Below are 12,365 nucleotides of genomic sequence, written 5' to 3'. Positions count from 1 at the left end.
TTTATTTTACCCTCCAACGATTAGACGTACTTAATGTATGTTCTACAGGAGCAATTTTACTCAATTCACCAAATGGCTTACTAAAATCTCCTTGTATTCCATATTTGTGCATACACACGCCATATAATGTTGCGGCAATGTGATCATTTTTATGTAACCAAACCACCAAACCTGAATTTAATAATAGAGTCATTGGTAATGTTAATATTGGATTATGAATAAGATATCTTGTTGGTAATTGATCGCCTAAAAAATTGAGTGCTTCTATTGATTTGATATTCATCTCATCCAGAATAACTGATAAGACAACGAAATCGTCCCAACTGATTAATTGATGAGCATGTGCATTGAAAAGATTTCCATAAATTTTCGCCTTTCGTACATCTACAAATCGTTCTATCATTATCATCAAATTTTCAATTACCTTATTGCGGTATTTAAGATTGGTCTGAAATTCATTTTTAAAATGTTGAAGTTTTTGATTGTCAAAATTGCCATTGTGAAATTCTTTCAAAAAAGTTAAAAGCTTTTTCGCAAAAAAAATCTCGGAAATCTTCATTCCGCCTTTGACTAATCCTACTATAGTTTTTACAATGGGGACTTCTTTAATAGCATCATTATCTAAGAAACTATCCAAGGCTAGTTCTGCATAATCAACTGTCAAATCGATAGTTGGATTAATTAGTCCCTCATTTATTATATCAGATATTTTATTAATATTAGTCATTTGGCTTTTGAATTATGATCGGTTTGCAAACAACCAATATACAAAATCCCACGCTGGCGCGAGTATGCAGCGCAAGCCACCGCCGGGCGTACTCGTGACTTACCGCAAGCGTCCGTTCGTTTTATTTTGTTTCATCCCTGTTTCGGACGAACAGCGTAATTAATCAAAATACTTTGAAAAGTTTTCGTGTACAGTAGCAACTTGTTTTAAAAACTTATCGTTATGGTTTGCTTTAATAGTAGGAGTAACATTTTGCACCCAACCTCTTATATCTGGTATTAATTGTTTCCAGAGCAATGAAAAATATGTGTCTTTAAATTCTTCAATTACCTCTGAATTTTTATCAAATAAAAGGAAAGCGTTATTTATAATTTCTATAGATATTACCAACTCGGTGATAACTAAAAAATGCGGTGAGTCCTTACTTTTTAATTCAAATTCGGGTTCATTTTTCCAAACGTTATTACAATCACGTGCTTTTTCAGCCACTATTTTGAAGATAGCCTGTTGTATTGAAAGATTTATATTTTTAGTTGAAAGCCTTGTATTCCTTTTCAGAGCAACAATTGAGATATATATCGCAATTAGCGAAGTTAAAAGAGTTGCGAACTTGGCAAGTATATCCCAATCAATTGTACACATAGCCAAATGTAATTATTTTTAATTGTCCTGCTACCGAAAGCGTCCGTTCGTTTTATTTTGTTTCATCCCTGTTTCGGACGAACACTTTGCACGTTTGTCATTGCGCGGCCACTCCGCAATTGCACGCTGCAAAGTTCGCCGCCTTATACCTTGCGATTGCCACGCTACGCCCGCAATGACATAAAGTTGGTGACTTGCGCGTCGGCCGCGTTAGTGATTGAAACGGATACCGGCCATCGCGCCTAAGGCCTGCAGCCGTATGAGTGGAAAGCACGGGCCGCAGGCAACGCCATAACAGTTTTGAGTTTTGAGTTATGAGTTTTGAGTTGTTATTAGTATTTGTTTAATAAACCGACCACCCACCACCTACAACATACAACCCACAACTCACAACCAACCCAGCACCCCCACCTACAACATACAACCCACAACTCACAACTCACAACTCACAACCAACTCACCACCCACCACCGACCTACAACTCACAACTCACCACCCAAAACTCATCACTCAATAGTCACTAAACTTTCATATCCTTAATTAATATGACAAACCTGACCATAAAAAATTAAATTTGCGGTTGCAAATAGAGTGACCCTTTGGAAAGAACATTAATTATAGGAACGCGCGGCAGCGAACTGGCGCTATGGCAGGCTAATTTTGTTAAGGACAGCCTGGCAAAAGTGAATATCCCCGTCGAGTTAAAAATTATTAAAACGCAGGGCGACCGCCTACTTAATTTAAGTTTTGATAAGCTTGAAGGTAAAGGGTTTTTTACCAAAGAGCTGGAAGAAGAATTATTGGCAGGCACTATTGATATTGCGGTACACAGCCACAAGGACCTGCCTACAGAAAACCCTCCGGGACTCATCATCGCGGCAGTATCAGAGCGGGAGGACCCTTCTGAGCTGCTGCTGATCTTGAAAGATTGCGTGGATGTTAAGCAAAAGCTGTCGGTTAAATACGGCGCTATTGTGGGTACGTCAAGCAACCGCCGCAAGGCACAGCTGCTGGCCTACCGCCCCGACCTGGAAATTGAGGACCTGCGCGGCAACGTGCCTACCCGCATAGGTAAACTGCGCGATGAAAGCTATGATGCCATTATGCTGGCCAAAGCCGGCGTTACCCGTTTAGGTATTGACCTGGGCGAGTTTCATGTGGAAGAGCTAACCCCCAACGAGATTGTACCCGCCCCGGCGCAGGGCGTGCTGGCCATACAGATCCGCGAAAGCGATACTGAACTGTTTGAGTCGTTACAGGTGTTGAACCACCCCGACGTGGCCGAAGAACTGGCCGTTGAGCGTACGGTGTTAAAACTGTTTGGCGGCGGCTGCCATTTACCGCTGGGCTGCTATTGCCGCCGCGAGGATGGCGCTTTCCAGGTGTTTACCTCGAAAGCCGAAACTGGCGACGATTTCCCCGACCGCTTATTTTTAGAGGCCGCAACCGCCGAAGGGCTGCCCGAGAAAGTGGTTAAAGCGTTTGATCCGGAACGTAAGCTGCCATCAAGCGTGTTTATATCGCGCGAGGTGTCTGAGCAGAGCTATTTCCGCAAGGCGTTGGAGAAACATACGATACAGATAGACGGCCGCTCGCTGATCCGCACGGTGCCGGTTATCACCAAGTTAGATTCATACATATTAAAACATATCGACTGGATATTCTTCAGCAGCAAAAACGCCGTTGAATATTTCTTTCAGCTCGACCCGCTGTTACCTAAGGGCGTTAAGTTTGGGGTGATGGGCGCCGGCAGCGAAGAGATGCTGCGCAAAAAAGGGCACTTTACTGATTTTACAGGTTTAGGTATTGATTCGGAGGATGTTGCGGAGGCGTTTGCCAGGCTGGTTAACGGCCAAACCGTACTGTTCCCCGGTGCCGAAGACTCTTTGAGGAGCGTCCAGAAAGGGCTGTCGGCCGATACCAAAATCATTGACCTGGTGGTTTATGAAACCGTACTGGAAGAAGAGATTGAAGGATCGGGCGCTGACGTGCTGGTGTTTACCAGCCCCTCAAACGTAGATGCTTATTTTGCCGAAAATTTGCTCGACCCTTATCAAAAAGTTATTGCCATAGGCAGATCAACCGGCAAAAAGTTTGATGAGATGGGCGTAAAATACACACTACCCTTTAGCCCCGACGAAGTTGGACTGGCAGAGGCGGTGTTTGGATTATAAATGTTGATTGGTCGTCAGTCATTGGTCATTAGTAAAGTGACAATGACCAATGACCAATAACCAATGACTAACGTAATGCTACAACGACCAAGAAGAAACCGTAAGAGTGAAGTTATCCGCCAGATGGTGCAGGAAACGCATGTTAGCGCCGCTAACCTGATCTTCCCGCTGTTTATAGTGGAGGGTAATAACCAGAAGACCGAGGTAGCATCTATGCCGGGGATCTTCAGGTATTCTATAGATAATTTGCTGCGCGAGGTGGAAAGCTGTATGAAACTGGGGTTAAACTCGTTTGATCTTTTCCCCAACATCAGCGAAGAGCTGAAAGATAAATACGCTACCGAAAGCCACCGCGAGGAGAGCCTGTACCTGCGCGCCATCCGCGAGGTAAAGAAAAACTTCCCCGAAGCCTGCGTAATTACCGACGTAGCTATGGACCCCTACAGCAGCGATGGCCATGACGGCATAGTTGAGAACGGCGAGATACTAAACGACGAAACATTAGAAGTATTAGGCAAGATGGCTTTGGCGCATGCCCATGCCGGCGCCGATATTATTGCGCCAAGCGATATGATGGATGGCAGGGTAGGGTATATCCGTAGGACGTTGGATGATGCGGGTTTTAAGCACGTGTCGATCATGTCGTATTCGGCTAAGTATGCAAGTGCTTTTTATGGTCCGTTTAGGGATGCGTTAAACTCGGCACCCAAATTTGGTGATAAGAAAAGCTACCAGATGAACCCGGCCAACCAGCGCGAAGCATTAATTGAAGCCCGTTTGGACGAAATGGAAGGCGCCGACTTTTTAATGGTAAAACCGGCACTGGCCTATCTCGACGTCATTAAATTAATAAAAGATAATACTGAACTGCCCGTTGCAGCGTATAACGTAAGCGGCGAATATGCCATGCTGAAAGCCGCCGTACAAAAAGGGTGGTTAAACGAGCAGCGTGCCGTAACCGAGGTGCTAACCAGCATCCGCCGGGCAGGCGCTACCGCGATATTAACGTATCACGCTAAAGAGGTGTTGGAGAATAAATGGTTGTAATAAGTTAAAAGTAAAAATTAAAAAGTCAAAAAAACAGGCTGGCTTTTTAATTTTAACTTTTGAATTTTGACTTATAAAAAATGTTAGATTCTATAAAAAAAATGTTTTCCAGTGAGGACGAGCTGCCGGTAAATACTACGGGCAAGCCGGATATCAGCAGGGAAAAATCTGCCGAATTGTATGCAAAGGCCAAAACGTTCTTCCCGGGTGGGGTAAACTCGCCGGTAAGGGCCTTTAAATCGGTATACGGTACGCCGCTCTTCATCAAAAAAGGCGACGGCAGCCATATCTGGGATGCTGACGATAACGAGTTTATCGATTTCTGCTGCTCATGGGGCCCGCTTATCCTGGGCCATAATCACCCAAAAGTTAAAGAGAAAGTAATCGAGGTGATGCAAAACGGCATGTCTTTCGGCGCACCTACGGCGCTAGAGAACGAGCTTGCCGAGCTGATCCTTAAAAACAATAAATACATACAAAAGCTGCGTTTTGTAAGCTCGGGTACCGAGGCAGTGATGTCGGCCATCAGGCTGGCCCGTGGTTATACCAAACGCGATAAGATCTTAAAATTTGAAGGCTGTTATCACGGCCATTCAGATTCATTGCTGGTTAAAGCAGGCTCGGGCCTGGTTACTTTTGGCGAGACGTCATCCGCAGGCGTACCCAAAGCATTTGCCGGCGAAACCATTGTTATCGGCCTGAATGATACTGAAGCCTTACAAAAAGCCTTTGCCGAATTTAAGGACCAGATAGCCGCGGTTATCATCGAGCCTGTACCCGCTAACAATGGCTTGTTATTGCAAACCAAAGAATACTTGCAGGCGCTGCGCGATAGCTGTACCGCTAACGGAACCTTGCTGATATTTGATGAGGTGATATCGGGTTTCCGTATCGGGTTTGAGGGGGCTGCCGGTTATTACCAGATCCAGCCGGATATTATCACCTATGGTAAGATAATTGGTGGTGGCTTACCGGTGGGCATGTACGGGGCATCTGCCGAGATCATGGGGCATGTATCGCCCGATGGCGGGGTTTACCAGGCGGGTACCTTATCAGGCAACCCGGTGGCTATGGCCGCGGGTATTGCCCAGCTAACCGAGCTGTTGCGCATGGGCTTTTATAAGGACCTGCATAAAAAGACCGAAGAGTTTACCGAGGCTATCCAGCGTTTTGCTACCGCGAGGAGTTATAAGTTTAAAGTGTTTAGCATTGGGTCGATATTCTGGTTTGCGTTTACAGGGGCAGAGTCGATCAGCAAAGCTGATGAGATTGACCCCGCCAGCATGGAGAAATTTAAAATAATGCACCGCGAATTAATCAACAGGGGTGTTTATTTGGGCCCGTCGGGCTATGAGGTTGGTTTTATATCATCGGCACATACCAAGATAGACCTGGAGAAAGCAAAAAGAGCTATATTTGATAGCCTTGATCTGGTATTTAAAAAATAAGGAGTTATGAGAAGATCGCTTGTTATATTTTATGCCTTAATTATTTATGCTGTTACCCAGCTAATATGGTGGGGGTACCAGCTGGTTAACCTGCAATATAAAAAGCTTAGTATGATATTAAGCGAGGGTTCGATGTTTGTGATCGTCCTTTGCTTCGGCGCGTATTATTTACACCGGTCCATCAACCGCGAGCGTAAGCTGCAGGAGCAAAAAAAGAACTTTTTGTTATCCGTAACACACGAATTAAAATCGCCGCTGGCATCAATCAAACTATTACTGCAAACCATACAGAAAAGAGATTTAACCAAAGCGCAGATACAGGATTTTATAGGTAAATCATTACTGGATATTGAGCGGCTGGATGATATGGTGGAGAATATGCTGCTGGCATCAAAAATTGAGAACCGGTCGTACACCTTCCCCAAGGCCAGTTTTAGTTTATCTGTTTTGGTAGATAGCATTGTTAACCGTTTGCAGATAACCAAATGCGATGGTAACCAGCAGATCATCAACGCCGAGATTGAACCAAAAATTGAAATAACCGGCGATAAGTTCGCGCTTACATCGGTGGTAACCAACCTGGTTGAAAACGCCATTAAATATTCAAAACCGTGCGAAGCGGTTGATGTTAAACTATTCCAGAAAGAAGGCAAAATACACCTGCAGGTAGCCGATCATGGTATCGGGATCGCTGACGACGAGAAAAGCCGTATTTTCGACAAATTTTACAGGGTGGGCAGTGAAGATACCCGTAATACAAAAGGTACCGGCCTTGGCTTATACATTGTAAAACAAGTGTTGGATAAGCATGAGGCAAGCATCAGGGTCAAAGACAATCGCCCTGTGGGAAGCATATTTGAGGTTGTTTTTGGACTTACATAAATCACAATAAAATGCCAAGCAGAAAAAGAATTTTACTGGCCGAGGATGAAGAACATCTTTTAGAGGCAATTAAACTTAACCTTGAATTGGAAGGTTATAAAGTATCAACCGCTAATAACGGTAAAAAAGCGTTGCAAATATTTAAGGAAGAACGATTTAACCTGGTAATATTAGACGTGATGATGCCCGAAATTGACGGCTTTGTAGTTGCCGAAACTATAAGACTGGAAAACTCTGAGGTGCCTATTATGTTTTTAACAGCCAAAAACACCAACGAAGATAAAATAGCCGGGCTAAAAAAAGGCGCGGATGATTACCTGACCAAACCTTTTAACCTGGAAGAGTTGATCCTGCGTGTAAACAACCTGGTAAAACGCAGCTTAAAAGGCGACGATCTGAAGGAGTTTAACAGCTATAAAATTGGCGACAAAACCATCCACTTTAATTCGTTTGAGCTGGTTAACGGCGACGGCAGCATCACCCCGCTTACTAAAAAGGAAACCATGCTGTTGAAGTTGCTGATAGAGCGCCGTAATGACGCCGTATCGCGCGAGCAAATACTGGAAACCGTATGGAACTATGATGTTTACCCGTCAACCCGTACCATTGATAACTTTATCCTGACTTTCCGTAAGTATTTTGAACCGGACCCTAAAAACCCGGTTTATTTTCACTCGATACGTGGTGTTGGCTATAAATTTACAGATCAGCATTAATTAATGTTTACAAACAGGGCACGCATATTAGTTATAGGCGCTTTTGTTATTATGCTGGCGGTGACGGTTAACCTGCGCGTTTATGAGGTAGCGGGTGTAATTATAATGTTTATTGGCCTGCTGATATGGGGTTATTTTAAAGAAGGCACCGTAGTGCTGGCCGCAAAAGCATTTCATAATAAAGATTATGACAAAGCCGAAGCGTTGCTGACACAGGTAAACAACCCCGATTGGCTGGGCAAAAAGCGCCGTGGCTTTTATGAGTTTATTTACGGCGGTATTTGCCTGCAAAAACAGGATTATAATGAAGCCGAAAAGCACTATGAAATAGCCGCCCAATATCCGCTGCGATCAGCCAATGACCATGTGGCGGCATTGGTGCATGTGGCCAATATCAGCATACGGCATAACAATTTTGACAAAGCCAAGGCCTATTTGGCGCTGGCCGATAAGCATGAAGAAAAAATAACCGCTAAAATGAAAGAGGTGATCCGCCGCTTGCATCAGGAGCTGGATAAAAAATAAAAATGTAGAGACGCAATATTTTTGCGTCTCTTGAATTATATACGTTTGAGACGTAAAATGTTACGTCTCTACAATTACATAATATAGAGACGCAATGCTTTGCGTCTCTTGATAAATTAACATGAGAGATTCACTACTAATAAAAGCCGCATTTTCTGAAAAAACCGAACGCCCACCCGTGTGGATGATGCGCCAGGCAGGCCGGTTTATGCCACAGTACTGGGAAATTAAAAACAAATATTCGTTCCTGGAAATGTGCAAAACGCCCGGGATCGCGGCTGACGTTACGATGTTACCGGTGGATTTGCTGGGTATTGACGCGGCTATTTTATTCTCAGACATACTGGTTACCGGCGAGGCTATGGGCGGCGATTTAAGCTTTACCCAAAACATAGGCCCTAAGTTTGCCAACCCTGTGCGTACACAAAAAGATATTGATAACCTGAATACGGATTGTATCGGCGAGCTGCAATATGTTGCTGACGCGATTAAAGTTATCCAGCAAAGATTGAACGGAAGCATTCCGCTGATTGGTTTTGCGGGCGCGCCTTTTACGGTAATGAGCTACCTGGTTGAAGGTGGGTCGTCAAAGGATTTTAAGCTGACCAAACTGATGCTGCATAATGAGCCCGAAATGGCGCATCAGCTATTATCAAAGATTGCAACTGTTACTGCCGATTACCTGAACCTGCAAATTGCTGCCGGCGTAAACGCGGTACAGATATTCGACAGCTGGGCACAAGCCCTGGCATGGGATGATTATAAAGAGTTTTCGCACCGGTATATTACCGAAATTATCAGCAAATTGAACCGGAAAGATATCCCGGTTATTTCTTTTTGTAAAGGCAGTTCGGTTTTTGCGCCGTTAATGGCCGAAGCAAAACCTGATGTTATTTCTATCGACTGGAACGTTGACCTGTTAGATATTAAAAAACGTTTACCGCAAGGCGTCGCCGTACAGGGCAACCTTGATCCGCATATTTTGTATGCTGATAAAAAAGTGATTAAAGAACGTATTTACCGCCTGTTTGACCGTATGAAGGGGGAGAACGGTTTCATATTTAACCTGGGCCACGGCATTATGCCTGATATCCCTTTTGACAATGTGAAATACGCGGTTGAAATAATTAAACAATACCCCACAACCCCCTAAAGGGGGAGTAATAGCGGCGGGGCTATTTATAAATTTAATAAATTAGACATTCAGTCCCCCTTCAGGGGGTTAGGGGGTTTATGTACCAATACATATTAGCCATACACATCATATTTGTAGTCTGCTGGATGGCGGGACTGTTTTATATGGTGCGCCTGTTTATTTACCATACCGAAGCGCAGGCCAAACCCGAGCCTGCCCGTACTATTTTATCAGAACAATTTGAAGTAATGGAGCGCAAGCTTTGGTGGATCATTACCACGCCGTCCATGTACCTGGTATTGGCCGCGGGCATTAGCCTGCTTTGCCTGGCACCCGGCTGGCTGCAAATGGGGTGGATGCACATTAAGCTAGCCTTTGTAATAGGCCTGGTGGTGTACCATTTTATCTGTCAGCATAAAATGAACCAAATGCGCAAAGGTATTTATACCTGGACATCAACCCAGCTGCGTTTGTGGAATGAATTGGCTACGCTGATCTTGTTCGCCATTGTTTTCCTGGTCGTACTCAAAAACTCCCTTAACTGGATCTTTGGGGTAGTGGGGATTATTGCTTTCTCTATTGTGTTGATGATGTCGGTCAAGCTTTATAAGTATTACCGGGAGAAAAAGTAACCCTCCGAATTACTTTGCCATTTAATACTTACAAATAACAAATGCATATTAAGCACTCGTTGCAAACGAGCGCAAGCCGGACAAGTCCACATTCGCATTCGTTGCAAACGGGCGCACTACTCCGAAGCTAATTCCCTCTATTTTATCTATCTTAAATAAATATTAAAAAATATTTGTAACGCTGTGCAACCATTTGGTACTAACTATCATCTTACTTACAAATGATGCTACTAAGACCTACCTATACAATTAATGAATTAATAACCCGCTGTAAAGCAGGCGAACGGAAAGCTCAGGAGATGCTGTATAAGCAGTTTGCCTCCGGGATGCTGGGTGTTTGCATGCGTTACGCCACAGATAAGATGGAAGCTGAAGATATGTTGCAGAACGGCTTTATTAAAATATTTAAAAAGCTGGATGATTACCGGGGCGAAGGTTCTTTTGAAGGATGGGTAAGGCGGATAATGGTACACAGCGCGATAGAGTATTACCGCAAACATCATAAAATGATACAGGTAATGGATGTAAACGAGATGGGCAACGAGCCATCGGTTAACCCAGCCGCCATGGCAAATATGGGTGTGAAGGACCTGATGGGCATCATTCAGCAATTATCGCCGGGTTATAAAATGGTGTTTAACCTTTATGCCATTGAAGGTTACTCGCACAAGGAAATTGCCGAAATGGTTGGTATAACAGAAGGGGCCTCTAAATCGCAGTTATCAAGGGCTCGTGCAATATTGAAAGGCCTGGTTTTAAAAATGAACGATAAAAAATATGAATATGCAGGATAAGGAGTTTGATCAAATATTTAACTCGAAGTTTGAAAACTTTGAGGTTGAGCCATCACCCATGTTATGGGATAACATAGCTGATGAACTGGATGGTAAAAAAAATAAACGCAGTTTGATATCTTACTTAAGCCTGGCAGCAAGTGTGGTAGTGATATTGACAGCAGGTATGTTATTCTTAAATCAAAAAGATAAACCGGCTGTACAGCCCAATCATGAAACAAAGCTGGCTGTAAACCGTGTTAAATTGGTTGCGCCTTTAACAACCAGGCCGGTTAAAAAGGCAACTGAGCTCGTTTCCGTTGAAAAACCGGTTGACAGGATTGCGATAGCAGCAACTCATCAGCCTGAAAACACACCACCAGTAAATAAAGCAGCTGCGCCGGTAATTACAAAACCGGTAGCAGTGGTAAAAGAAGTTAAGCCGGTAAAAGCAGAGAGCCCGCAATTGATTGCCGTGGTAACTCCCCCTGCAAAGGTAACTGTTCCGGATGTGCGATTGACACCCGCAGCTGCGGATGTTATTGCGCGGGCACCGGTTGAAACGCCGGCGGCAATAGCCTCAAACGATAGGCCCGAACCAGCACTCGTAAAAAAACGCGGCATACACAATCTGGGGGGGCTTATAAATGCGTTAGTTGCTAAAGTTGACAAGCGGGAAGACAAGCTGATTGAGTTTAGTGACAGCGACGACGATGATAACGAATCGGAGTTAACCGGAGTAAACCTTGGATTAATAAAAATTAAAAAACAATAATATATATCTACTTATACAATCTAATCTAAACACACAATAACATGAAACGTCTGATGATTGCTGCATTACTATGCGGCGCGGCAAACCTGGGCTTTGCACAAAAAGTAACAACAGTTACTACCACCACCACAATTAATGGTAAAGACACTATAGTTAGTACAACTACTGATACCAAGGTTAAACCCCGGCTAGTTTTCAAAGCAATGCGCGATAGTCTGCGGCATAACCGTAAATCATCCGGTTTTAATTTCGGGCTTACTTTTGCAAGGTTTGATCTGGGTTTAACTACATTGATTGATAATGGCAGCTTTACCCTTTCTCCTAAAAACGATTTCCTGAGCTATCGCTCCTGGAAATCGAGCAACGTAGGTTTTGACCTGTTACAATTTGGCTATCGTTTTACGCCCAACTTTAAGGTTTACTTATCGGGCGGTTTTGACTGGATGCTGTTACGTTTACGTAAGGACATCACCATACAGCGTAATGCACCGGTTTTAACTTATGTTAATGATACTATTCATTTTAGCAAAAACCGGTTTTCGTCAACTTATTTGCGCGTACCATTGTCATTCGAGTTCAGAACTAATGAGTATAGCAATGGCAAACGGTTCCGCTTTATTGTGGGCCCCGAGGCCGGGATCCTGCTGGGCGCCCGTGTTAAACAGATCAGCGACGAACGCGGCAAACAAAAACTTGATGATGATTATCACTTTGCCAAAGTACGTTACGGCGCCTTTACCCGTATAGGCTACGGCTCGGCAGGTTTGTTTGCCAAATATTACTTTAATGATATGTTTGAAAACAGCCCGGCACAGGAAGGCCTGAAAAACTTCGCCGTGGGCTTAACCTTCGGATTTTAAATATCATCTACCTGTATTAATAAAGCAAA

13 protein-coding genes are annotated in these 12,365 nt (G+C 43.8%); 11 read left to right on the top strand and 2 right to left on the bottom strand.

Going from position 1 to position 12,365, the window contains the following annotated elements; genetic code table 11:
• Position 1: 1 nt before the first annotated feature.
• On the bottom strand, positions 2-727 hold the full coding sequence (locus tag LJ658_RS04640; RefSeq protein WP_230545290.1) for a hypothetical protein: 726 nt from the start codon (positions 725-727) through the stop codon (positions 2-4).
• A gap of 159 nt (positions 728-886) precedes the next feature.
• Positions 887-1,369: a hypothetical protein gene (locus tag LJ658_RS04635; protein WP_230545289.1), complete on the bottom strand. Its 483-nt coding sequence runs from the start codon at positions 1,367-1,369 to the stop codon at positions 887-889.
• Between the two features lie 599 nt (positions 1,370-1,968).
• Between LJ658_RS04635 and hemC the strand changes: the two genes are divergently transcribed.
• The 11 genes from hemC to LJ658_RS04580 all read left to right on the top strand — a co-directional run bounded on the left by hemC (position 1,969) and on the right by LJ658_RS04580 (position 12,336).
• Complete coding sequence (gene hemC, locus LJ658_RS04630) at positions 1,969-3,543, top strand: hydroxymethylbilane synthase (RefSeq protein ID WP_230545288.1); 1,575 nt, start codon at positions 1,969-1,971, stop codon at positions 3,541-3,543.
• Between the two features lie 75 nt (positions 3,544-3,618).
• Positions 3,619-4,590: a porphobilinogen synthase gene (gene hemB / locus LJ658_RS04625; protein WP_230545287.1), complete on the top strand. Its 972-nt coding sequence runs from the start codon at positions 3,619-3,621 to the stop codon at positions 4,588-4,590.
• An 80-nt stretch (positions 4,591-4,670) separates the two neighbouring features.
• On the top strand, positions 4,671-6,038 hold the full coding sequence (gene hemL / locus LJ658_RS04620; RefSeq protein ID WP_230545286.1) for a glutamate-1-semialdehyde 2,1-aminomutase: 1,368 nt from the start codon (positions 4,671-4,673) through the stop codon (positions 6,036-6,038).
• Between the two features lie 6 nt (positions 6,039-6,044).
• Positions 6,045-6,920: a sensor histidine kinase KdpD gene (locus LJ658_RS04615; RefSeq protein WP_230545285.1), complete on the top strand. Its 876-nt coding sequence runs from the start codon at positions 6,045-6,047 to the stop codon at positions 6,918-6,920.
• An 11-nt stretch (positions 6,921-6,931) separates the two neighbouring features.
• Positions 6,932-7,636 (top strand): response regulator transcription factor, encoded by a 705-nt coding sequence (locus LJ658_RS04610; RefSeq protein WP_230545284.1) that lies wholly within the window; start codon positions 6,932-6,934, stop codon positions 7,634-7,636.
• Between the two features lie 3 nt (positions 7,637-7,639).
• The gene (locus tag LJ658_RS04605) at positions 7,640-8,161 is read left to right on the top strand and encodes a lipopolysaccharide assembly protein LapB (RefSeq protein ID WP_230545283.1); all 522 of its coding nucleotides are present in this window, start codon (positions 7,640-7,642) and stop codon (positions 8,159-8,161) included.
• A 121-nt stretch (positions 8,162-8,282) separates the two neighbouring features.
• Complete coding sequence (hemE, locus tag LJ658_RS04600; RefSeq protein ID WP_230545282.1) at positions 8,283-9,314, top strand: uroporphyrinogen decarboxylase; 1,032 nt, start codon at positions 8,283-8,285, stop codon at positions 9,312-9,314.
• 80 nt (positions 9,315-9,394) lie between these two features.
• Complete coding sequence (locus LJ658_RS04595; protein WP_230545281.1) at positions 9,395-9,928, top strand: CopD family protein; 534 nt, start codon at positions 9,395-9,397, stop codon at positions 9,926-9,928.
• Positions 9,929-10,152: 224 nt separating this feature from the next.
• Positions 10,153-10,722 (top strand): RNA polymerase sigma factor, encoded by a 570-nt coding sequence (locus LJ658_RS04590; protein ID WP_230545453.1) that lies wholly within the window; start codon positions 10,153-10,155, stop codon positions 10,720-10,722.
• Positions 10,706-11,476, top strand: coding sequence for a hypothetical protein (locus LJ658_RS04585; RefSeq protein ID WP_230545280.1), 771 nt, complete (start codon positions 10,706-10,708; stop codon positions 11,474-11,476). Before LJ658_RS04590 ends, LJ658_RS04585 begins: the two co-directional genes overlap by 17 nt.
• Before the next feature lie 41 nt (positions 11,477-11,517).
• Positions 11,518-12,336 carry an outer membrane beta-barrel protein gene (locus tag LJ658_RS04580; RefSeq protein ID WP_230545279.1) on the top strand — a complete coding sequence of 273 codons (819 nt, stop codon included), beginning with the start codon at positions 11,518-11,520 and terminating at the stop codon, positions 12,334-12,336.
• The last annotated feature ends 29 nt before the right edge of the window (positions 12,337-12,365 follow it).

The sequence above is a fragment of the Mucilaginibacter sp. UR6-11 genome, assembly GCF_020880695.1.
In the GTDB taxonomy this organism is placed as follows: domain Bacteria; phylum Bacteroidota; class Bacteroidia; order Sphingobacteriales; family Sphingobacteriaceae; genus Mucilaginibacter.
Note: the sequence above shows the minus strand (reverse complement) of the source record. Positions and strands in the feature narration are given on the sequence as shown.

Excerpts from the sequence above, each read along its gene's own strand:
- LJ658_RS04640 (WP_230545290.1), bottom strand. The coding sequence starts at position 727 with ATGACTAATATTAATAAAATATCTGATATAATAAATGAGGGACTAATT.
- LJ658_RS04635 (WP_230545289.1), bottom strand. The coding sequence starts at position 1,369 with ATGTGTACAATTGATTGGGATATACTTGCCAAGTTCGCAACTCTTTTA.
- hemB (WP_230545287.1), top strand. The coding sequence starts at position 3,619 with ATGCTACAACGACCAAGAAGAAACCGTAAGAGTGAAGTTATCCGCCAG.
- hemL (WP_230545286.1), top strand. The coding sequence starts at position 4,671 with ATGTTAGATTCTATAAAAAAAATGTTTTCCAGTGAGGACGAGCTGCCG.
- LJ658_RS04615 (WP_230545285.1), top strand. The coding sequence starts at position 6,045 with ATGAGAAGATCGCTTGTTATATTTTATGCCTTAATTATTTATGCTGTT.
- LJ658_RS04610 (WP_230545284.1), top strand. The coding sequence starts at position 6,932 with ATGCCAAGCAGAAAAAGAATTTTACTGGCCGAGGATGAAGAACATCTT.
- LJ658_RS04605 (WP_230545283.1), top strand. The coding sequence starts at position 7,640 with ATGTTTACAAACAGGGCACGCATATTAGTTATAGGCGCTTTTGTTATT.
- hemE (WP_230545282.1), top strand. The coding sequence starts at position 8,283 with ATGAGAGATTCACTACTAATAAAAGCCGCATTTTCTGAAAAAACCGAA.
- LJ658_RS04595 (WP_230545281.1), top strand. The coding sequence starts at position 9,395 with ATGTACCAATACATATTAGCCATACACATCATATTTGTAGTCTGCTGG.
- LJ658_RS04590 (WP_230545453.1), top strand. The coding sequence starts at position 10,153 with ATGCTACTAAGACCTACCTATACAATTAATGAATTAATAACCCGCTGT.
- LJ658_RS04585 (WP_230545280.1), top strand. The coding sequence starts at position 10,706 with ATGAATATGCAGGATAAGGAGTTTGATCAAATATTTAACTCGAAGTTT.
- LJ658_RS04580 (WP_230545279.1), top strand. The coding sequence starts at position 11,518 with ATGAAACGTCTGATGATTGCTGCATTACTATGCGGCGCGGCAAACCTG.